Annotated in this window: 19 protein-coding genes; 12 read left to right on the forward strand and 7 right to left on the reverse strand. The window is 70.4% G+C overall.

Annotation, left to right across the window (positions count from 1 at the left end; all coding sequences use genetic code 11):
* Positions 1–21 precede the first annotated feature (21 nt).
* Positions 22–1,569, reverse strand: coding sequence for a histidine ammonia-lyase (hutH, locus tag ACFV9G_RS27195; RefSeq protein ID WP_378732033.1), 1,548 nt, complete (start codon positions 1,567–1,569; stop codon positions 22–24).
* 17 nt (positions 1,570–1,586) lie between these two features.
* A complete protein-coding gene (locus ACFV9G_RS27200) occupies positions 1,587–2,741 on the reverse strand; it encodes an LCP family protein (RefSeq protein ID WP_378731998.1) in 1,155 nt (384 codons plus the stop codon).
* 174 nt (positions 2,742–2,915) lie between these two features.
* Between ACFV9G_RS27200 and ACFV9G_RS27205 the strand changes: the two genes are divergently transcribed.
* From ACFV9G_RS27205 to ACFV9G_RS27215, 3 genes are read left to right on the forward strand one after another with little or no spacing between them, the layout of a single operon-like run.
* A complete protein-coding gene (locus tag ACFV9G_RS27205; RefSeq protein WP_378732001.1) occupies positions 2,916–4,403 on the forward strand; it encodes a DNA-3-methyladenine glycosylase 2 family protein in 1,488 nt (495 codons plus the stop codon).
* On the forward strand, positions 4,403–4,882 hold the full coding sequence (locus ACFV9G_RS27210; protein WP_378732003.1) for a methylated-DNA--[protein]-cysteine S-methyltransferase: 480 nt from the start codon (positions 4,403–4,405) through the stop codon (positions 4,880–4,882). Before ACFV9G_RS27205 ends, ACFV9G_RS27210 begins: the two co-directional genes overlap by 1 nt.
* Positions 4,882–5,340, forward strand: coding sequence for a hypothetical protein (locus ACFV9G_RS27215; RefSeq protein WP_378732005.1), 459 nt, complete (start codon positions 4,882–4,884; stop codon positions 5,338–5,340). The genes ACFV9G_RS27210 and ACFV9G_RS27215 overlap by 1 nt, the downstream gene beginning before the upstream one ends.
* Positions 5,341–5,441: 101 nt before the next feature.
* On the opposite strand, the gene ACFV9G_RS27220 is transcribed toward ACFV9G_RS27215, so the two are convergent.
* Positions 5,442–6,164 carry an IclR family transcriptional regulator gene (locus ACFV9G_RS27220; RefSeq protein ID WP_008358359.1) on the reverse strand — a complete coding sequence of 241 codons (723 nt, stop codon included), beginning with the start codon at positions 6,162–6,164 and terminating at the stop codon, positions 5,442–5,444.
* Between the two features lie 145 nt (positions 6,165–6,309).
* Between ACFV9G_RS27220 and leuC the strand changes: the two genes are divergently transcribed.
* Together leuC and leuD are read left to right on the forward strand one after the other, a co-directional pair.
* Positions 6,310–7,722, forward strand: coding sequence for a 3-isopropylmalate dehydratase large subunit (leuC, locus tag ACFV9G_RS27225; RefSeq protein ID WP_378732007.1), 1,413 nt, complete (start codon positions 6,310–6,312; stop codon positions 7,720–7,722).
* A gap of 5 nt (positions 7,723–7,727) precedes the next feature.
* Positions 7,728–8,333, forward strand: a complete 606-nt coding sequence (gene leuD, locus ACFV9G_RS27230; RefSeq protein ID WP_378732009.1) for a 3-isopropylmalate dehydratase small subunit — start codon at positions 7,728–7,730, stop codon at positions 8,331–8,333.
* A 132-nt stretch (positions 8,334–8,465) separates the two neighbouring features.
* Here the strand turns inward: leuD and ACFV9G_RS27235 are convergent, their stop codons facing one another.
* Positions 8,466–9,743 (reverse strand): hypothetical protein, encoded by a 1,278-nt coding sequence (locus ACFV9G_RS27235; RefSeq protein ID WP_378732011.1) that lies wholly within the window; start codon positions 9,741–9,743, stop codon positions 8,466–8,468.
* Between the two features lie 163 nt (positions 9,744–9,906).
* On the opposite strand from ACFV9G_RS27235, the gene ACFV9G_RS27240 reads away from it, so the two are divergent.
* On the forward strand, positions 9,907–10,557 hold the full coding sequence (locus ACFV9G_RS27240; protein ID WP_378732013.1) for a hypothetical protein: 651 nt from the start codon (positions 9,907–9,909) through the stop codon (positions 10,555–10,557).
* Here ACFV9G_RS27240 and cofC read toward each other — a convergent pair.
* Positions 10,554–11,195, reverse strand: coding sequence for a 2-phospho-L-lactate guanylyltransferase (cofC, locus tag ACFV9G_RS27245; protein WP_378732015.1), 642 nt, complete (start codon positions 11,193–11,195; stop codon positions 10,554–10,556). The two genes, ACFV9G_RS27240 and cofC, sit on opposite strands and share 4 nt — an antisense overlap.
* A gap of 61 nt (positions 11,196–11,256) precedes the next feature.
* Here cofC and ACFV9G_RS27250 point away from each other — a divergent pair, with 61 nt between their 5' ends.
* Both ACFV9G_RS27250 and ACFV9G_RS27255 read left to right on the forward strand, forming a co-directional pair.
* The gene (locus tag ACFV9G_RS27250) at positions 11,257–12,021 is read left to right on the forward strand and encodes a lysophospholipid acyltransferase family protein (RefSeq protein WP_378732017.1); all 765 of its coding nucleotides are present in this window, start codon (positions 11,257–11,259) and stop codon (positions 12,019–12,021) included.
* Positions 12,018–13,034 (forward strand): NAD(P)H-dependent glycerol-3-phosphate dehydrogenase, encoded by a 1,017-nt coding sequence (locus ACFV9G_RS27255; RefSeq protein ID WP_378732019.1) that lies wholly within the window; start codon positions 12,018–12,020, stop codon positions 13,032–13,034. The genes ACFV9G_RS27250 and ACFV9G_RS27255 overlap by 4 nt, the downstream gene beginning before the upstream one ends.
* 65 nt (positions 13,035–13,099) lie before the next feature.
* Here the strand turns inward: ACFV9G_RS27255 and ACFV9G_RS27260 are convergent, their stop codons facing one another.
* The gene (locus ACFV9G_RS27260; RefSeq protein ID WP_378732021.1) at positions 13,100–14,752 is read right to left on the reverse strand and encodes a glycosyl hydrolase family 18 protein; all 1,653 of its coding nucleotides are present in this window, start codon (positions 14,750–14,752) and stop codon (positions 13,100–13,102) included.
* 175 nt (positions 14,753–14,927) lie between these two features.
* On the opposite strand from ACFV9G_RS27260, the gene ggt reads away from it, so the two are divergent.
* Positions 14,928–16,754: a gamma-glutamyltransferase gene (ggt, locus tag ACFV9G_RS27265; protein ID WP_378732023.1), complete on the forward strand. Its 1,827-nt coding sequence runs from the start codon at positions 14,928–14,930 to the stop codon at positions 16,752–16,754.
* Here the strand turns inward: ggt and ACFV9G_RS27270 are convergent.
* Positions 16,751–17,818, reverse strand: coding sequence for a trans-sulfuration enzyme family protein (locus tag ACFV9G_RS27270; protein WP_378732025.1), 1,068 nt, complete (start codon positions 17,816–17,818; stop codon positions 16,751–16,753). The genes ggt and ACFV9G_RS27270 overlap by 4 nt on opposite strands.
* Before the next feature lie 88 nt (positions 17,819–17,906).
* Here ACFV9G_RS27270 and ACFV9G_RS27275 point away from each other — a divergent pair, with 88 nt between their 5' ends.
* From ACFV9G_RS27275 to ACFV9G_RS27285, 3 genes are read left to right on the forward strand one after another with little or no spacing between them, the layout of a single operon-like run.
* A complete protein-coding gene (locus ACFV9G_RS27275; protein WP_378732027.1) occupies positions 17,907–18,644 on the forward strand; it encodes an alpha/beta fold hydrolase in 738 nt (245 codons plus the stop codon).
* A 23-nt stretch (positions 18,645–18,667) separates the two neighbouring features.
* Positions 18,668–20,158, forward strand: a complete 1,491-nt coding sequence (locus ACFV9G_RS27280; protein WP_378732029.1) for a Mur ligase family protein — start codon at positions 18,668–18,670, stop codon at positions 20,156–20,158.
* Positions 20,159–20,177: 19 nt separating this feature from the next.
* A complete protein-coding gene (locus ACFV9G_RS27285; RefSeq protein WP_378732031.1) occupies positions 20,178–21,293 on the forward strand; it encodes a hypothetical protein in 1,116 nt (371 codons plus the stop codon).
* Positions 21,294–21,378: the final 85 nt, after the last annotated feature.

A 21,378-nucleotide genomic window follows, 5' to 3' on the forward strand; every position in this document is an offset into this window, starting at 1 on the left:
GGGAAAATGGCGCCGCCGCGGTCAGCGGATGTCGGCGAGCGTGCGCGCCTTGTCCAGGAGCGCGCCGGTGGCGACGAGGCCGACGACCGCCCTGATGTCGGGCGCCAGGAACCGGTCCGGGCCCGGCGGCGGGACCAGCTCGCGGACCTGCGAGACCAGCGCGGCGCCGACGGCGCCGGGACGCTCGGGCGCGCGCATGTCGATCGCGCGGGCGGCGGTGAGGATCTCGATGGCGATGACCTGCCGAGCCCCGGAGATCGCGCGGCGCAGCTTGCGGGCGGCGTTCCAGCCCATCGAGACGTGGTCCTCCTGCATCGCGGAGGTGGGGATGGAGTCGACGCTCGCCGGGACGGCGAGCCGCTTGAGGTCGGAGACGATCCCGGCCTGCGTGTACTGCGCGATCATGTGCCCGGAGTCGACCCCAGGGTCGTGGGCGAGGAACGGCGGCAGCCCGTGGTTGCGCGACTTGTCGAGGAAGCGGTCGGTGCGGCGCTCCGAGATGGAGGCGAGGTCCGCGGTGGCGATGGCCAGGAAGTCGAGTACGTAGCCGACCGGTGCGCCGTGGAAGTTGCCGTTGGACTCGACCCGGCCGTCGAGGGTGACCACCGGGTTGTCGACCGCGCTGGCGAGCTCGACCTCGGCCACCCGCGCCGCGTGGGCCATGGTGTCGCGCACCGCGCCGTGGACCTGGGGCGCGCAGCGCAGCGAGTAGGCGTCCTGCACCCGGGTGAACCCGGTGCCGCGGTGGTCGGCGACGATGCCGCTGCCCGCGAGGACGGCGCGGATGTTGGCGGCCGAGGTCGCCTGGCCGGGGTGCGGACGCAGCTCCTGCAGATCGGAGGCGAACACGCTGTCGGTGCCCTGGAGCCCCTCGATGCTGAGCGCTCCGGCGATGTCGGCGGTGGCCACCAGGTCGTCCAGGTCGGCGAGCGCCAGGACCAGCATCGCCAGCATCCCGTCGGTGCCGTTGATCAGCGCCAGCCCCTCCTTCTCGCGCAGCCGCACCGGGTCGATCCCGGCGGCCGCCAGCGCGTCGGCCGCGGGAACGAGGTCGCCGTCGGCGTCGCGTACCTCGCCCTCACCCATCGCCGCGAGCGCGCAGTGGGCCAGCGGGGCCAGGTCGCCGGAGCAGCCGAGCGAGCCGTACTCACCGATCACCGGGGTGATCTGGGCGTTCAGGAGCGCCGCGTAGGTCTGGGCGACCTCGGGGCGCACGCCCGTCCGCCCCGTGGCGAGGGTCGATAGGCGCAGCAGCATGAGGCCGCGTACGACCTCCTTCTCGATCTCCGCGCCCGAGGAGGCCGCGTGCGAACGGACCAGCGAGGCCTGCAGCTGCGCGCGGTGCTCGGGCGGGATCGAGGTGTTGGCCAGAGCGCCGAAACCGGTCGAGATGCCGTAGTGGGGACGGGTGTCATGAGCCAGGGACTCGATGAGCTCGCGGCTCGTGGCCATCGCGGTCAGCGACTCGTCGGTCAGGGTGATGAGGGTGTTGTGACGGGCGACGGCGACCACCTGATCGAAGGTGAGCGCGCCGACCCCGACGGGAACCGTGGTGTTGGTCATGACCAGAGTGGATCACATCACATTCACGCGGGTGCGCACAGGCCGTTGTCGGCGGCGTCCTTCTCCTGGTCCTCCGGGCTCACGGAGTCGGCCGGCACCTCTTCCGGTGAGGCGCTGACCTCGGGATCTCCCGGTGTGGCGGGGGCCGTCGGCGAAGGGGCGGCGGAGGCCGTGGCCTCGTGCAGCGGACGGTCCTCGAGCATCCGCTGCCACAGCTCGTCGGCCTCCGGCAGGATCTCGAGACGGCCCCAGTTGGGGTCGCCGGCGGGGTAGGCCCGGTTGGGCACGGTCTCGAACTCGATGCTCGAGGGATCGAGGTCGCGCATCTCGGCGGCCAGATCGACCAGGCCGGCCACGAAGCCGATGTCCGTGGTGATCGACTTGGACAGCTCGGTGGCGAACGTGGCCAGGCGCTGCGGGCGGGTCAGCGTGCCGGCGGAGAGGACCTTCGTGGCCAGGGCGGTGAGGAAGTACTGCTGACGCCGCATCCGGCCGAGGTCGGCGTTGGGGGTGGAGGAGCGGTTGCGTACGTAGTCGAGGGCTTGCTTGCCGCGCAGGTTGTGGGTGCCGGCGGGCAGGAAGATGTTGTGCTCCTCGTCGTCGATCGCCTCCGGAATGCAGATGGTGACACCGCCGACGGCGTCGACCATGCCGCGGAAGCCGGCGAAGTCGAGCGCGAGGTAGTGGTCGATCGGGATCCCGGTGAGCAGCTCGGTCTGGCGGGCGGTGCAGATCGGGCCGCCCAGGGAGTACGCCTCGTTCCACATCACGCCGCTCGCCTCGGGGATCGTGGTGCCGTCCGCGGCGGTGCACTCCGGCCGGTCGACGAGCGCGTCGCGGGGGATCGAGACCCCGTAGGCCGAGGTCCGGTCGGCGGAGACGTGCAGCAGGATCGTGCTGTCGGAGCCGCCGGAGCCACCCTCGCCGTCGATCGAGCAGCCGTCGCAGTCACGTGCGTCGGTGCCGAGGATCAAGATGTTGAGCGGCTGCTTGGGGCCCTCGTCCGCCTCCTGCGGCTCGTCGAGGAGGTGGTTGATGTCGCCCCCGGAGCCGAGGTTGCGGTTGAGGTGGTCGTAGAACGCCCAGGTGCCGATCCCGGTGCCGACCGCCAGGAACAGCATCGTGACCACGACGGTGAGCACGACCGTACGTGTCCCCGACCTCGCTTTGGTCCCCATCACCCTCCCTCACCGTCCGCCTGAGCAGACCGTCTGCGTGTGCAGCCCACACAGGTTCTACGCGCCAGTGAGCCGAGAGGTTGCTGCTTCAGGTAACGGCATTGTGAAACCATGAGGAAGGCACTGTCCGAAAACCGCGCGTAATTTCGTTCCGAACGCGGCAACATGGTGGACATGGATGGGACGACGAGCGTGAACGGACTCGACTTCGAATCGTGCTACCGCGCTGTTCGTTCGCGCGACCGGCGCTTCGACGGCATCTTCTACACGGCGGTCGCCTCGACCGGGATCTACTGCCGGCCCTCGTGCCCGGCGCGGACCCCGGCGCTGGTGAACGTCTCCTTCCACCGGACCGCCGCGGCCGCTCAGGCCGCCGGCTACCGGGCCTGCAAGCGCTGCCGTCCCGATGCCACCCCGGGCAGCCCGGAGTGGGACGTGGCCGCGACCCTGGCCGGGCGCGCGATGCGGCTGATCGCCGACGGCGTCGTCGACAGGGAAGGCGTCGAGGGGCTGGCGCGTCGGGTCGGCTACTCGCCACGCCACCTCACCCGGCTGCTGACCACCGAGCTCGGCGCCGGTCCCTTGGCGCTGGCCAGGGCGCGCCGCGCGCAGACCGCCCGGACGCTGGTGGAGACCACCGAGCTCGGCTTCGCGGACATCGCCTTCGCGGCCGGCTTCTCGAGCGTACGTCAGTTCAACGACACCGTCCGCGAGGTCTATGCGGCCTCGCCGACCGAGCTCCGCGGCCGCCGCGGCTCGCGGCGCCGAGCCGACGGGACGATCGCGCTGCGACTCGCCGTCCGCACGCCGTTCGCCGGCCGAGCGCTGCATGTGTTCCTGCGCGACCACATGGTGCCGGGCGTCGAGGTCGCCGGGGTCGACGACGGGCGGCGATGGTTCGCCCGCACCCTCGACCTGCCCAACGGGCCGGGCACGCTGCGTCTCGAGCTCGCCGACATCCCTGAGGGAGAGACCGGCTTCGTCCACGCGACCTTCAAGCTCGCCGACCTGCGCGACACCACCGCAGCCGTCGAGCGTGCCCGCCGGCTGCTCGACGCCGACTGCGACCCGCGCGCGGTCGGCGACGTCTTCGTCGGGGACGAGGTGATCGGCCCGCTGGCCCTGGCGCTGCCAGGGCTCCGGGTGCCGGGCACCGTCGACGGGGGCGAGCTGGCGCTGCGTACGATCGTGGGGCAGCAGGTCTCGGTCGCCGGTGCGCGCACCGTGCTGGCGGGGATCGTCGCCGAGCACGGCCGACCGATCGCGACCGACATCGACGGACTCACCCATCTGTTCCCGTCCGCGGACGCCCTCGCCGCCGCCGACCCGGCCGGCATGCCTATGCCGCGCTCGCGTGGGCGTGCGGTCACCGGTCTGGCGGCGGCGCTCGCCTCCGGCGAGCTCCAGCTGGACCGCGGCACCGACCGTGACGTCGTGCACGAGCAGCTGCTCGGCCTGCCCGGCGTCGGTCCCTGGACCGCCGACTACGTCGCGCTGCGCGCGCTCGGCCATCCCGATGTCTTCCTGCCGACCGATGTCGGCATCAGACGAGCGCTGGAAGTGCTCGGTGCGCCCGCGGCGGACGTCGCCGGGTGGCGGCCGTGGCGCTCGTACGCCCTGCTCTACCTGTGGACTTCACTGACTGCCTTGGAGGAACTCTGATGTGGACCATCATCGACTCGCCCGTCGGCGAGCTCCGGCTGGTCGCGCACGACGGCGCGATCACCGCGATCGACTTCATGCCGGCCGACTACGCCAACGGCCGGGTGCTCGGGGACCGGTCCGACTCGGAACCGCTGCTGCTGGAGTGTGGCCGGCAGCTCGCCGAGTACTTCGCCGGTGACCGGACCACCTTCGACCTTCCGCTGGCGCCCTCCGGCACCGCCTTCCAGGCGCGGGTCTGGGAGCAGCTGCAGCAGATCGAGTACGGCACGACCTGCTCCTACGGCCAGATCGCCGGCCGCCTCTCGCTGACCGGCCATGGCGCGCGCGCCGTCGGGCTCGCCAACGGCAAGAACCCGATCCCGATCGTCATCCCCTGTCACCGTGTCGTCGGTGCGGACGGCTCCCTGACCGGCTACGCCGGTGGCCTGGACCGCAAGACGACGCTGCTGGGCCTGGAGAGCGGTGCGCTCTTCTGATGCCGAGACCGCAGATGTGGCGTACGTCGGTGGTGGCCGTGGCGCTGGCGGCCGCCCTCGCCGGGTGCGGGGAGGGCGTCGCGGAACCTGCGGGGCCGGGTTCGCCTGCGGAGCCCGTGAAGCCCGCGACCGGTGAGAGCCGGAGCATGGGCCAGAGCATGGGGGAGCACGAGCTGCTGGTCAACGGCCAGGTGAGATGCGACCAGGACGTGTCGAGCGACGAGGCGAAGGACACGATCGAACGTGTCGGCGGGCTCCAGCAGCCGACCTGGTCGGTGCGGTTCGCCGAGAGCACCGCGGCCGGGGTCGTCGTGCTGGTGGCCGGCGACCTCGAGGATGCCCGGCCCCGGCTCTTCGAGGACTACCAGGTGGCGGTGATCGTCGGGTTGTCCGAGGATCAGACGCGGGCCGAGGACTTCAGGGCCGTGCGTGAGGCGGTTCGGGAGATCTGCGACTGAATGCTCACCGAGGTAACTCGGTCGGGTGACACTGCCCTCGTGGAACTCCGCGAAGGAGGTGCGCGCTCACCGAGTTACCTCGGTGAGCATCCGGCGCGCCGCTACTCGGCAGCCGCCCGCCGCAGCGACTCCGAGAGTCGGTCGGCGGCGGCGAGGACGGCGGGAGCGTGCATCTTGCCGGGCTGGCGGGTGAGGCGCTCGAGGGGGCCGGAGACGGAGACGGCGGCGATGACCTTGCCGCCGGGGGAGCGGACGGGGGCCGACACCGAGGCGACACCGGCCTCGCGCTCGCCGATCGACTGCGCCCAGCCGCGGCGGCGGATGCCGGAGAGGGCGGCGGCGGAGAAGGCGGCGTTCTGCAGGCCACGGTGGAGGCGCTCGGGGTCCTCCCACGCAATCAGTATTTGAGCGGCCGACCCGGCGCGCATCGTCAGCTGCGAGCCGACGGGGATGGTGTCGCGCAGGCCGGAGGGGCGCTCGGCGGCGGCGACGCAGACACGGAAGTCGCCCTGGCGCCGCCACAGCTGCGCCGACTCGCCGGTGATGTCGCGCAGACGCGCCAGGACGGGCCCGGCGGTGGCCAGCAGCCGGTCCTCGCCGGCAGCGGCGGAGAGCTCGGCCAGGCGCGGACCGAGGACGAAACGGCCCTGCATGTCGCGGGCGACCAGACGGTGGTGCTCGAGGGCGACCGCCAGACGGTGCGCGGTCGGACGGGCGAGACCCGTCCCGGCCACCAGGCCAGCCAGAGTCGCCGGGCCGGATTCGAGAGCTGTGAGCACAAGGGCGGCCTTGTCGAGCACGCCCACACCGCTGGAACTGTCCATATCGCAAGACTAACTTCTCAGAACCTGAGATGCAACGTTAGGCTCGGAGAAGCAGAATGGAAGTGGCGGATCTGACATTGCGACCTCAGCGCGCATAACCCGCCACCGGCCACTACAGACCAAAGATGCCAGATGGAGAAGTGTCATGGGCAGGACCTTGTCGGAGAAGGTGTGGGACGAGCATGTCGTCCGGTCGACCGCGGGAGAGCCCGATCTCCTCTACATCGACCTTCACCTCATCCACGAGGTGACGAGTCCGCAGGCCTTCGAGGGCCTGCGCCTCTCCAACCGTAGGGTGCGCCGCCCCGACCTCACCATCGCCACCGAGGACCACAACGTCCCGACTCTCGACTGGGACAAGCCGATCGCCGACCCGGTCAGCCGGACCCAGGTCGAGACGCTGCGCAAGAACGCCGAGGAGTTCGGCGTACGTCTTCACCCGCTCGGCGACGCCGAGCAGGGGATCGTGCACGTCGTCGGCCCGCAGCTGGGGCTCACCCAGCCGGGCATGACCATCGTCTGCGGTGACTCGCACACCTCCACGCACGGCGCATTCGGCGCGATCGCGTTCGGCATCGGCACCTCCGAGGTCGAGCACGTGCTGGCGACCCAGACGCTGATGCAGGACAAGCCCAAGACCATGGCTGTCACCGTCAACGGCACCCTGCCCGAGGGCGTCAGCGCCAAGGACCTGATCCTGACGCTGATCTCTCAGACCGGCACCGGCGGTGGCCAGGGCTACATCGTGGAATACCGCGGCGAGGCCATCCGTGAGCTCTCCATGGAGGCCCGGATGACGATCTGCAACATGTCGATCGAGTGGGGTGCCAAGGCGGGCATGATCGCCCCCGACGAGACCACCTTCGCCTACATCAAGGACAAGCCCGAGGCCCCGAAGGGCGCCGACTGGGACCAGGCCGTCGCGCACTGGACGTCCCTGGTCACCGACGAGGACGCGGTCTTCGACAAGGAGATCGTCCTCGACGCCGCCGAGGTCACCCCGTTCGTCACCTGGGGCACCAACCCGGGCCAGGGGGTCCCGCTGGGCGCCGCCGTCCCGAGCCCCGACGACTTCGAGGACGCCGACGCCAAGATCGCCGCCGAGAAGGCGCTGACCTACATGGGTCTCGAGGCCGGCACCCCGATGCGCGAGGTGCACATCGACACCGTCTTCCTCGGCTCCTGCACCAACGGGCGCATGGAGGACCTGCGTACGGCCGCCGACATCATCCAGGGCCACCACGTCGCCGAGGGCACCCGCTTCCTGGTCGTCCCCGGCTCGGCCAAGGTGCGTCTCCAGGCCGAGGAGGAGGGCCTGCACAAGATCTTCCTCGACGCCGGCGCCGAGTGGCGCGGCGCGGGCTGCTCGATGTGCCTGGGCATGAACCCCGACACCCTCGCCCCCGGCGAGCGCTCGGCCTCCACCTCCAACCGCAACTTCGAGGGTCGCCAGGGCAAGGGCGGTCGCACCCACCTGGTCTCGCCGGAGGTGGCCGCCGCCACCGCCGTACGCGGCACCCTCTCCTCGCCCGCCGACCTGACTCTCGTGGAGGCCTGAGAATCATGGACAAGTTCACCACCCACACCGGCGCCGGCGTACCCCTGCGCCGCAGCAACGTCGACACCGACCAGATCATCCCCGCGGTCTACCTCAAGCGGGTCACCCGCACCGGCTTCGAGGACGGCCTCTTCGCGGCCTGGCGCAACGACCCGACCTTCGTGCTCAACAACGAGGCGTACGCCGGGGCCTCCGTCCTGGTCGCCGGCCCCGACTTCGGCACCGGCTCCTCGCGTGAGCACGCCGTCTGGGCGCTGATGGACTACGGCTTCCGCGTCGTCATCTCGAGCCGCTTCGGCGACATCTTCCGCGGCAACTCCGGCAAGGCCGGCCTGCTCGCGGCGAAGGTCGACGAGAAGGTCGTCCAGAAGCTGTGGGACTACCTCGACGACAACCCCGGTGCCCAGATCACGGTCGACCTCGAGTCTCGCACCGTCCGCGCGGGCGAGGGCGTCGACGCCATCGAGGACTCCTTCGACATCGACGACTACACCCGCTGGCGCCTCCTCGAGGGCCTCGACGACATCGGCATCACGCTCTCCCACGATGACGACATCGCCGCGTACGAGAGCACCCGGCCTTCCTTCAAGCCGGTCACCCTGCACGCCTGAGCACACCCGAGGCGTCAGCTACGTCGGCCGAGACGTCAGGTAGGTCGGTCGAGACGTCACTTGTGGGCGACGAGAGTTCCTCTCGTCGCCCACAAGTGCGTTTTCGGCCGACGCTGGTGACGCTTCGGCGGGTCAGGGGAGGCGGATCTGGCGGCCGTCGGCGGCTCGGGAGGAGCCGGTGACGCGGTCGCAGGAGCCGGTGTCGACCCAGCAGCGGAGGTACCAGGAGTCGGTGGTGGTGGCGGTATAGAGGACGACGCTGCGGTCGGACTCGAAGCCGGCGACGCGGACCTTCTCGATGGAGTCGGGCACGCGCAGGTCGATGTGCTCGGAGGTGCTCATGTTGACCGCGATGCCGCGCTCGGCGCCGTAGCTGATCATCCCGGGATCGCTGGGGTTGCGGGCGATGGCGACGATCGAGCCGTCGGGGGAGTCGGCGACCGATCCGGGCAGCGGTGCGTGGACGCCGGGCTGGGTGAGGCTGCCGTCGGCCTCGATGGCGGCGAAGCGGGCCTCCCACTCGCCGGGGTTGTGGAGGAGTACGCCGCGGCGCAGCGGGATCAGCTGCTGGTAGCCGAGCGGCAGCGAGATCCGCTGGGTGGCCTCGCCCGGATCCCAGGCGGTCACCGGCGGCCGGGAGACGGTGAGCTCGCCGTAGTTGCCGGGCGCCGCAGGCGGGGCGGGCACGATGCCGGTGCGGAAGTAGGCGCGGGTGCGGTCGGTGCCCAGCACCGCGGTGGCGGCAGGAGCGCCCTCGAGCGTGAGCCGGTCGGTCTCCTCGCCCGTCGTGGTGTCCACGGCGACGAGCGCGGAGGTGGCGTCGCCGGTCTGCTGGAGCGCGAAGAGCTGGTTGCCGTCCTTGCTCAGGACCGGCTGGGTCCACAGGCCGGGGACCTGGATGGTCGACCCGCGCCGAGCGATCCACACCGGACCGGGCTTGTCTGCGCGCTCGTACATCAGCACCGTCCACGCGGCCACGCTCATCCGGGAGCCGAAGACCTTCTGCGGCTTCGCGCCGAGCTGGAGCCGGCCGGCCTGGTCGACGAAGGGCAGGGTCGTCGCGGGGCCGACGGGCAGGTCCGCGTACGTCGCCGGGATCGCCGGCTCGCTGTTGCGGACCGTCGGGGCGGGCGGAGCGGGCGTAGGGACGTTGGCGCCGGTGCGCCCCTCGGCAAGCCGGGTCGTGTGGACGGCCAGCCAGGCCACGGAGGCGATCAGGGCGAGGACGATACAGGCCGAGAACACGATCCCGGCGCGGCTGCGTCTCACCGTGGTCTGCGGCTCCTCGAGCGCCACGGCGGGCTGCTCCTCGTCGATGTGCACGTCGGTGATGGTCGTACCTTCCTCGTCCTGGCACCCGTTGGCTGCGATGTCGAAGCAATGCTGCGGACGTGCCCCGAGTCTCTCCACGGTAACCACGTCGAGGCGCCGGAATCAGGAGAGATCAGGTGAACAGTCCGTTTTCACATGCCGTTGGTATGTTCGGAAGTCCCGGAGATGGCCTAAGGTCGATCGCGTGGTGAGAAAACGAGTAGCTGATGCAGGCAAACAGGCCGGAAGACTAGTCGGCACGGTGCGGGAGACGGCCGGGAAGCTGGTCGCCGACGTGGTGTCCGGCAAGCTCAAGGTCCCCGCCGTCCCGAAGGTCAAGGTTCCGCGGCCAGGGCGCAAGGCGCCGGCCAAGGCCGCCGAGCCGGTCGTGGAGCGGCCCGTCAAGCCGGCCCCCGAGCCGGTCGTGAAGCCCGAGCCGACCGGCGACACGGTCGAGGCGACCCCGGTCGAGACGACGCCGGTCGAGAAGCCCGAGCCGGCGAAGAAGACCGCCGCCAAGAAGACCACGGCCAACAAGAGCACCGCGACGAAGACGACCGCGGCGAAGAAGGCTCCGGCGGCGAAGAAGACCACCGCGGCGAAGAAGACCACGGCCAAGAAGACGACGGCGAAGAAGGCCCCGGCGACGACGAATGCCGCCGCAGGCGCGGCCGCCCCGGAGTCCGCCGCCGCGGCCGCCCCGGCGACGACCGCGGCGAAGAAGACCCCCGCGAAGAAGACGACCGCGAAGAAGACGACGGCCAAGAAGACGACGGCCAAGAAGACGACCGCGAAGAAGACCGCGGCGAAGAAGACGACGGCCAAGAAGGCTCCGGCGGCGAAGAAGGCTCCCGCGAGCGGGACATCGACCAGCCCGGCCACGCCGCCCGAGACGCCGTCCGCCGACTCCTAGCCGGGACTCCCGACGCGCACTGACGCGAGAGTCGTACGCGGCCCGAGCCCCAGGCTGCGTACGGTCTCGAGGTCCTCGAGAGTGTCGACGTCGTGGCGCAGCGAGTGGAGGTCGCCCTCCAGCGGATGGGCGCCGCCGTCGCGATGGGCGGCGGCGGACCCCGGCCCGAACGCGGGCCGGAACCGATCGTGGGACGCGGTGTAGAGCGTGGTGCCGCCGCCGGCCGCGTCCTCGACGTACGCAGCCCCGATACCGTCCGCGGCGCTCAGCGCCGCGTCGAGGTCGGCGGAGCGGAGAGCGGGCAGGTCCCCGCACAGGGCGGCGGGGCGGAGCCCCGGCCAGCGTCGCCGGGCTTCGAGCGCTCCTTGCACGAGGGTCTCGTTGAGGTCCCCGCTGACCCCGTCGGGGATGACGGCAGCGCCGAGACGGGCGACGTCGGCGGCGAAGTAGGAGTCGTCGGTGATCACCAGCACCGCGCCGACGCCGGAGGCGGCCAGGCACGCCTCGGCGGTGTCGAGGGCGAACGACCGGGCGAGATCGGCCCGTTCGTGCGACTCGATTCCGACCAGCCGGGACTTGCCGCGCGCCGGAGGCTTGACGGGCAGCAGTACGACGTAACCGGGTGCAGGTACAGGCATCGAGGTAGATCCTGACAGGTATCTCACAACCACGCGGAGACGGCCCGGTAGCCTGCCCTGCGTGGGAAAGTACCGGAAGTTCCAGGAGGGCAAGCTCGGCTGGCCGTGGATCGTGGCTGTTGGCATCGTGAAGCCTGTCCTTCTCGCCACCACCAAGCACCAGTGGGTCGGCGGCGAGAAGATCCCGGAGAGCGGGGGAGCGGTGTTCGCGCTCAACCACGTCTCCGAGATCGACCCGTTCACCGCCGCGCACATCGTGTGGGACTACGGACGTAGGCCGAGCTATCTGGCCAAGGCCGCGTTGTTCAAGGGTCCGCTGGGCAAGTTCCTGCGGGCCGCCCGACAGATCCCCGTGGACAGGACGGCCGGCGCGTCTGCGTTCGACGCGGCCGTGAAGGCCGTCAACGAGGGCAGCATCGTGGTCGTCTACGTCGAGGGGTCCATCACCAAGGACCCGACCGGCTGGCCGATGCGCGGCAAGTCCGGTGCGGCGCGGATCGCGCTCGCGACCGGTGCCCCGGTCTACCCGGTGGGACAGTGGGGAGCCCAGGAACTGCTCCCGGCGTACTCTCTCAGGCCGCACCTGATCGGTCGCAAGATGATCCAGATGAAGATCGGCGACCCGGTGGAGCTGAAGGATCTCGAGGTCCAGGAACACACGCCGAAGGTCGTCAACGAGGCGACCGACCGGATCATGAAGGCGATCGTCGGCCTGGTGGCCGACATCCGGGAGGAGGAGCCGCCCAGCGAGCTCTTCGACCCGAAGAAGGCTGGCGTGAATGCGACCGGCGACCCCCGCAAGACGAAGAAGAAGGACGACAATTGAGCGAGCGCCAGGGTGGCAAGGTAGCGGTTTTCGGAGCGGGCTCGTGGGGCACCGCGTTCTCGGTCATCCTCGCCGACGCGGGCAACGACGTGACCATGTGGGCGCGACGTGAGGAGGTCGCCGCGGCGATCAACGACACCCACGAGAACCCCGACTACCACCCGGGCACCGAGCTGCCGCGCAACATCAGCGCCACCCACGACATCGAGAAGGCCGCACACGGCGCCGATCTGGTCGTCCTCGCGGCGCCGTCGCAGACGCTGCGCGCCAACCTCACCGACTGGGCGCCGTTCCTGCCCCAGGACGTACCGCTGGTCTCGCTGATGAAGGGTGTCGAGCTCGGCACCCTCGAGCGGATGAGCGAGGTGATCGCCCACGTCACCGGGGCGGGACCGGAGCGGATCGCGGTGGTCAGCGGCCCCAACCTGTCCAAGGAGATCATCCGTCGCGAGCCCGCCGCCGGTGTGGTGGCGTGCGCCGACGAGGAGGTCGCCAAGACGATCCAGGCGCGTGTGCACTCGCCCGCGTTCCGTCCCTACACCTCGACCGACGTGGTCGGCTGCGAGATCGGCGGGGCCTACAAGAACGTGGTAGCGATCTCCACCGGCATGGCCGCCGGGATGGGGTTCGGCGACAACACCCAGGCGTCACTGATCACCCGTGGCCTGGCCGAGACCGCGCGGCTGGCGATGCAGCTCGGCGCCAACCCGATGACCCTCATGGGTCTGGCGGGCCTCGGTGACCTGGCCGCGACCTGCTCCTCGCCGCTCTCCCGCAACCGCACGTTCGGGGAGAAGCTCGGCAAGGGCATGACCACCGCCGACATCCTCGCCTCCAGCCACCAGGTCGCCGAGGGCGCCAAGTCGTCTCACTCGCTGCGCGAGCTGGCCGCGAAGGTCGGTGTCGACGTGCCGCTGGCTCAGTACGTCGACGACGTCGTCTCCGGCGCCAAGACCGTCAGCGAGATCATGGACGAGATGCTCGAGCGGCCGACGAAGGCGGAGACCGAGTAGGACCCCTGGACGCGGAACGACCCCGGAGCGAATGCTCCGGGGTCGTCCTCATTTCGTCTCACTTGTCAGGCAGTGCCGAGATCCTTCCAGGGGCCCCACTCCTCGGTGCCGGGGGTGTTGCCCTGCGTCCACCACTTGGCCTCCCACAGGTGACCGCCGTAGGTGGCGCGGTCACCGGCGACGTACACCGTCGTCGCCGACCACGCGTCGGCCCCGGTCGGCGGGTCGGTCGGAGGATCGGTGGGCGGGTCCGTGGGCTCCTCGGTCGGCGGGTCGGTCGGGTCCGGCTCCTCGACCGGGCCGCCGGTGCCGTTGCGCATGGCGTCGGCGAACGTGCCGATCAGCTCGCCCTGGCGGTCACCGGACAGCTCCCACCACATGCCTCCGCCGAGGCGCTTGGAGATGGCGTAGGAAGCCTTCTGGGCGATCGTCCGGGTGTTGTCGTAGCTCCACCACTGGTTGCCGTCGTAGCGCCACGCGGCGCCGACCGCGGCGTCGTAGTGGTCGGTGCCGCGGGTCTTGAGCTTGTCGTAGTCCTCGTTGCCCGCCTCGTACGTCCCTGGTGCCGCGGCGGTCGCCGGACCCCACGCGTCGGCCGAGCTGGCCCCCTGCCAGCCGCGGCCGTACGCCGCCATGCCCAGGCCGAGCTGGGCCGGTGAGACGCCGGCGTCGAGGTACTCGCTGACCGACTCGTCCACGCTGAACCGCTTGCCGTCGGGGCGGGGGTCGGCGGGATCGGGGTAGAGGTTGCCCTGGTGTCCGGTCAGCGTCGGGTCCCAGGCACCCCACAGGTCATAGCCCTGGATGTTGCCGAAGTCGAGGGAGTCGAAGATCGCCGGGTCGTTCCAGCCGCCGGCCTCGATGTCTTGCGGGTTGGCCGGGAGGAACGCCGAGAGCTGATAGTCCTTGCCCGTGGTCGAGCCGACGGCGTCCAGCTGGGAGCGGAACTCGGCCAGGAGCGCCTTGAAGTTGGCGCGGTCGTTGACCGGGTCGACATGGTTGCCGGTGTTGCCGTTGGGCGAGCCCGGCCACTCCCAGTCGATGTCGAAGCCGTCGAAGACGCCGGCGGCCGCTCCGGTGCCACCGCGGCCGTCGATGACCGGCAGGTTGCCCTTGATGTAGAGGTCGATGCAGGAGGAGACGAACTTGCGTCGCGACTCCGGGGTTGCCGCAGCGAGGGAGAAGTTCTTGGACCAGGTCCAGCCGCCCAGCGAGAGCAGGACCTTCAGGTCGGGGTGCTTCGCCTTGAGCTGCTTGAGCTGGTTGAAGGAGCCGGCGAGCGGCTGGTCCCAGGTGTCGGCGGTGCCGGAGACGGACGCGTCCGCGGCGTACGACATCCCGTAGTCGGCGTAGGCGTCACCGGCGCCGTCGGAGCCGTTGGGCCCCTCGCCCTGGGCCTTGTTGGCCTCGAAGCAGGTCAGCGTCTGGTGGTGGATGTTGCCGAAGGCGTAGTTGAGATGGGTGAGGTCGTTCGCGACCCCGGACGTCTCCAGCTGCTTGAGCTTGAACGCGCGGCCGTAGACGCCCCACTGCACGAAGTAGCCGACGTTGCGGTAGCCGTTGATCGCGGTCGGCTCCGCGGCGGCCGTCTTCAGCGATGCGCTGGACGGAGTGCTGGTGAGGGCGAGTGTGCCGGTGAGGGCGAGCGCTCCGGCGAGTGCGCCGATGAGCGCGCCGAGGATCCGGCGTGATCTTCGAGGGGGCAAGGCGACATGCATGGTGACACCTCCGAGGTGATGGCTGGCTCGGGCACCAGGCGCCCGAATCGCCATTCGATGGTGGCAGTCAGTTTGTTTGTAAGCAACCCTTACTAATTAAGGAATTTCAGAACGTAATTCGAGGTCGGCGGCGAAGTAGTACGTTCGACGAGCCGTCAATCTCTGGGAGATCGCCATGCTCGGACGCCGCTCTGCAGTTGTCGCCACACTGACCGGAGGCGCGCTCGCGCTGGCCACCCTGGTCCCGTACGCAGGGGCTGCCGAAGCCCCGGAAGACCGGCTGGCGCCACCACCGAAGGTGCCCACCGCGGTGGGCTACGGCGGCGCGGTGGCGAGCGTCGACGCCGACGCGAGCCGGGTCGGGCTCGAGGTGCTGCGCAAAGGTGGCAACGCGGTCGACGCGGCGGTCGCGGCGGCTGCGGCGCTCGGTGTCACCGAGCCCTACTCGGCCGGGATCGGCGGGGGCGGCTTCTTCGTGCACTACTCCGCGCGCACCGGCAAGGTCGAGACGATCGACGGACGGGAGACCTCGCCGGCCGCGATGCCGCACGACGCGTTCATCGACCCCGAGACCGGGAAGGAGTACCCGTTCTTCCCGGACATGGTCACCAGCGGTGCCTCGGTCGGCGTGCCCGGCACCCCGCTGACCTGGGACAAGGCGCTTCGAAAGTGGGGTACGCGCTCGCTCGCCCAGTCGCTCACGCCGGCCGCGCGGCTGGCCCGTCAGGGGTTCGTCGTCGACGAGACGTTCCGCCAGCAGACCGTCGACAACGCGGAACGTTTCGCAGCGATCGATTCCACCGCGGAACTATTTCTTCCCGGAGGATCGGCGCCCGAGGTCGGGAGCCGGTTCCGCAACCCCGACCTCGCCGCCACCTACGATCTGCTCGGCCGCAAGGGCGTGAAGGCCTTCTACCGCGGCCCGCTGGCCGCGCAGATCGCCAAGACGGTCGCCGAGCCGCCGAAGACCGACGACACCGACCTGCCGGTTCCGGCCGGCTGGGTGACCACCGAGGACCTCGCCGCCTACACCGCCCCCGACCGCGAGCCGACCCGCTCGACCTACCAGGACCTGGACATCTACGGGATGGCGCCGCCGTCCTCGGGAGGCACCACGGTGGGGGAGGCGCTCAACATCCTGGAGCGCTACGAGCTGGCCGGGATGAGCAACACCGAGGCCTACCACCACCTGCTCGAGGCGAGCGCGATCGCCTTCGCCGACCGGGGCGCCTACCTCGGCGACCCCGACCACGTCGACGTACCCGTCGAGGCACTCCTCGACGACACCTTCGCCGCCGAGCGGGCCTGCGGGATCGACCCGGCGGCGGCCCGGCCCAAGCCGGTGGCGGCCGGGGACGCGTACGACTTCGACGGGGTCTGCGACGGCGCGGCAGGCGCGGGCGAGACCACGAGGGACACCGAGAACCTCGAGACCACCAACCTCACCGTGGTCGACCGTTGGGGCAACGTCGTCGAATACACCCTGACCATCGAGCAGACCGGAGGATCGGGGATCACCGTGCCCGGCCGCGGCTTCATCCTCAACAACGAGCTGACCGACTTCTCCACGACCTACCGGGCCGATGATCCCAACCGGATCGAGCCCAACAAGCGCCCGCGCAGCTCGATGTCACCCACGATCGTCCTCTCCGACGGCCGGCCCGTGCTGGCGGTCGGGTCGCCGGGCGGCTCGACGATCATCACCACGGTGCTCCAGATCCTCATCGAGCGGTACGCGCGCGACCGGACCCTGCCCGAGGCGATGGCGGCGCCGCGGGTCTCGCAGCGCAACGCGGCGAGCACGGGTGCCGAGCCGGCGTTCATCGACGCCTACGGAGGTCCGCTGACGTCGCTGGGGCACAGCTTCGCCCCGACCGCCGAGCTCGGCGCGGCCACCGCGGTCGAGATCGGCCCCGACGGCCTGCTGACCTCGACCGCCGAGCCGTGGCGGCGCGGTGGCGGGTCCGCGCTGGTGGTGAGCCCGGTCAGCCCGGAGAACTAGCTCTCGAGCCGGTCCAGCGCCTGGGCGAGGTCGTCCCAGAGGTCGTCGACGTCCTCGATCCCGACCGACATCCGCACGAGCCCCTCGGGCACCGTCGACGACTCGGTCTTCCAGCGCCGACGGCGCTCGAAGGTGGACTCGACGCCGCCGAGGGAGGTCGCATGGACCCACAGTGAGGTGGAGTGGGTCAGGAGGTCGGCCTGGTCCGCGGTGGGGAGGACGGCCGCCAGCATGCCGCCGAACCCGGGGTAGCGGACCTCCGCGACCGCCGGGTGCGCGGCCAGGCGCTCGGCGAGGGTCGCGGCGTTGGCAGCGGAGCGCTCGACGCGCAGGTGCAGCGTACGAAGGCCGCGAAGCGCCAGCCATGCCTCGAACGGTCCGGGGATCGCGCCGAGCAGGTCGCGACGGGCCTTGAGCACGTCCCACAGCGTGTCGTCGGAGACGACGACCGCGCCCATGACGACGTCGGAGTGGCCGGCGATGAACTTGGTGGCCGAGTGGATGACGATGTCCGCGCCGAGCGCGAGCGGCTGCTGGAGCAGGGGAGTGGCGAAGGTGTTGTCGACCACGACCCGTGCCCCGGCCTTGTGCGCCGCGGCGATCACGGCCGGCAGGTCGGCGAGCTGCATCCCGGGGTTGGTCGGCGTCTCGACCCAGACCAGCGCGACCTCGCCGTCGAGCTTCTCGAGCAGCTTCACGACCGCGGCGGTGTCGGAGAAGTCCGCGAGGCGTGCGGTCAGCCGGCCGCGCCCCTCGAGGTCGGCCAGCTGACCGATGGTCCCCAGATAGCTCTGCTCGGTGGCCACGACCACGGAGTCGTTGACCAGATCGAGCAGCGTCGCGATCGCCGCGAGCCCGGACGCGAACGACAGTGCCCGCCCGCCCTCCAGCTTCCCGAGCGCCTCCTCGAACGCCACCCACGCGTCGTTGGTGTAGCGCCCGTACTCCTTGTCGCCGCCCGCCACATAGGTCGAGGCCATGGTGATCGGTACGTTGAGCGGCTGATCGGGCTCGTGGGCCGGCCGCCCGGCGTGGACGGCGATCGTGGCGGGCTTGTGATCCATGTGTTCGACCCTATTGCGCCCCCGACAACTGAGCCTCACGCGCCGCGCGGTTACGGGTCAGGGCGTGGTCCCGGATAAGGTTGCGGCCGTGTTGACGACCCTGTTGGATGGACGTGCCTTCGGTGAGAAGCACGGCAAGGATGCTGCCACCGTCGTGGCCCTGCACGGCTGGGCGCGCAACCGGAGCGACTGGGGCTCGACGCTCGAGGGCCTGGACGCGCTCGCGCTCGACCAGCCCGGATTCGGCGCCACGCCGGCGCCTGACGAGGTCTGGGGATCCGAGAACTACGCCGCATGGCTGGCCCAGATCCTCGAGGGTCTCGACCGACCGGTGCTCGTCGGCCACAGCTTCGGCGGCCGGGTGGCCGTCCAGCTCGCCGCGACGCGCCCGGAGCTCGTCCGGGGCGTGATCCTCACCGGCGTACCGCTGTTCCGTCCGAAGACCGGCGGCAAGCCCAAGCTCGCCTACCGGGTCGGCCGCTGGCTCCACTCCAAGGGGCTGATCCCCGAGGCCAGGATGGAGGCGCTGCGGGAGAAGTACGGGTCGACCGACTACCGCAACGCCAAGGGCATCATCCGCGACATCTTCGTGAAGGTCGTCAACGAGTCCTACGGCGACCAGCTGGCGGCGATCCCGAAGGACCTTCCGGTCCGCCTGATCTGGGGTGAGAACGACACCGCCGCACCGGTCTGGATGCCCGGTGAGGCCATGGAGATCCTGGGCGACAACGCGACCCTGGAGATCGTGTCCGGCTCGGCGCACCTGCTCGATGCCGGGCTGGTCAAGAGCCTCCGAGGCGCCATCGACGAACTTCGTACGAACTGAATCTGAGGGGCTGAAGAAGAAGCATGTGGATCGTCCTGGTCACCTCCGCGCTGACCCTGGTCTCCTACTACCGCTGGCTGCGAGTCGCTCAGCGTGAGCACTACGAGCCGACGCGGCTGTTCGCGATCGAGTGGATCTGGATCAAGGCCCGTCCGGTCGAGGCGATCCTGCTCGGCGCGGTCGTCGTGGTCTGTCTGGCCTCGTTCGTGCTGCCCTACGGGGCGCTCGTGGGCGCGCTGCTGTTCATCGGCTGGCCGGTCGGGATGAGCTTCAGCGGCGCCAAGCGGCTGGTGTGGACCGACCGCGTCAAGCGCCTGGCCGGTGTGCTCTTCGTGCTGCACGCGATCGTCACCGTCGTGATCGCGCTGGTCGTCCCGGCGGCCGCCGGTCTCCTCCCGATCCTCGCGGTGCCGCTGGCCGAGGCGGCGCTGGCGATCATGTGGCCGATCGAGAAGTCGATGGCGAAGAAGTGGCAGGTTCAGGCCGCCGCCACGATCAAGAAGGTCAACCCGAGGATCGTCGCGATCACCGGCTCCTACGGCAAGACCTCGACGAAGAACTACGCCACCCACCTCATGCAGGGCCGCTGGTCGACGCTGGCCTCCCCGGCGAGCTTCAACAACGCGATGGGCCTCTCCCGCGCGGTCAACGACCGCCTCCAGCCCGGCACCGACATCTTCGTGGCCGAGATGGGCACCTACGGCCCCGGCGAGATCGCCGAGCTGACCGAGATCTTCCCGCCCGAGGTCGCCGCCATCACCACGATCGGCGAGGCTCACCTGGAGCGGATGAAGTCGCGCGAGACGATCGTGAAGGCCAAGTCGGAGATCCTTCCGAAGGCCTCGATCGTGGTGCTCAACATCGACGTACCCGAGCTCGCCCTCATCGCCGAGAACCTCCGCGCCAGCAAGCGTGTCATCGCCTGCTCCGCGATCCCCGGCACCGCCGCCGAGGTCGTGGTCGCCGACGGCCAGCTGACCATCAACAACCAGACGTACGCGGTGAGCCTGCCCGACGAGGTCGGCCACCCGATCAACGTGGCGATCGCCGTCGGCCTCGCCCTCGCCGTCGAGGTCCCGATCGAGACGATCACCCAGCGGCTGGCGTCGATCCCCGGCACGCCTCACCGCGCCGAGGCCAACAAGACCCCTGGCGGCGTGTGGGTCGTCGACGACACCTTCAACTCCAACCCGACCGGCGCCGCCGCCGCGCTCGCCAAGGCCAAGCGGCTGGCAGGGGAGTCGGGCACGGTGTGGACCATCACGCCCGGTATGGTCGAGCTGGGCACCGAGCAGGCCGCGCGCAACATCGAGTTCGCGCAGGCTGCCACGGCCTCCGACAAGATGCGGCTGTGCATCGTCGGTCGCACCAACAGAAAAGCGCTGCGTGCGGGGGACGCGTCGCGAACCACCACCTTCGAGAGCCGCAAGGCGGCAGCGGATCACGCGCTGACCGCGGCCAAGGAGGGCGACGTGGTGCTGTACGAGAACGACCTCCCCGATCACTACGCGTAGGACCCCAGGAGCTTTCACCATGAGCGTAACCAAGGCCACCATCGTCTTCGGCGGTCCCAGCGCCGAGCATGACATCAGCATCCTCACCGGCCTCCAGGCAGAGCGGGTCCTGTCCGGTGCCGGCGTCGAGGTGACGTGCCTCTACTGGGCGCGCTCCGACAAGTGGTTCCTGGTGCCGGCCAAGCAGGAGGCGCGTGACTTCCTCGGTGGCGAGCCGAAGGGCTCCAAGGCCGTCGAGTTCCGCCTCGGGGCCGAGAAGGGCGACGGGTTCTACACCACCGGTGGCTTCGGTGGCGGCAAGCGCCTGGAGACCGGCCCGATCCTCTCCGCCTTCCACGGCGGCGCGGGCGAGGCCGGCGGCATCCAGTGGCTCTTCGAGCTGGCCGGCCTCAAGGCCACCGGCGCGACCCCGGCCTCCGCCGCGCTCGGCATGGACAAGCTCGCCTTCGGCGCGGTCATGCTCAACGCCGGCCTCCCGTCGCTGCAGCGTGAGCTGCTCTCGCGCTACGCCGCCCCGTCCTTCGAGGGCCCCTACATCGTCAAGCCGCGCTTCGGTGGCTCCTCGATCGGCATCGAGGTCGTCGACGACTACGAGACCGGCCTCGCGCTCCTCAACACCTCGCCGCACCTGCGTGCCGGCGCGGTCGTCGAGCCGTACCGTCCTGACCTCTTCGACCTCAACGCCTCGGTGCGCACCGCGCCCGAGATCGCCGTGAGCGACGTCGAGCGCCCGCTGCGCTCGGACGAGGCGAAGATGTACGACTACTCCGCCAAGTACGTCCACACCGACGGTCTCTCCTCGTCCCCGCGCGAGTTCCCGGCCCAGGTCGAGGAGTCGATCACCAAGCAGATCAAGGACCTCGCCGTACGCGTCGTGGAGCTCACCGGCCTGACCGGCATCCTCCGCATCGACTTCCTCTCCGACGGCAAGGGCGAGGTCTTCATCAACGAGGTCAACTCCATCCCCGGCGCCCTCTCGCTCTACCTGTGGCCCGACACCCCGGCCTCCGAGGTGCTCACCAGCGCCATCGCCGAGGCCGAGAAGCACGTCCCCCAGGTCACCCGGAACTTCGAGGAGGGCGTCGCCCTCAAGGCCGCCGGCGGCATCGCCGGCAAGCTCACCGGCCTCAGCTGACAACCCCGCTGGTCGAGCCGCGAGCGCCAGCGAGCGTGTCGAGACCAACACAGTCCCATCGGCGCTCGATGGGACTGTGTTGGTC

Source organism: Nocardioides sp. NPDC059952 (assembly GCF_042730435.1).
Lineage (GTDB): Bacteria > Actinomycetota > Actinomycetes > Propionibacteriales > Nocardioidaceae > Nocardioides.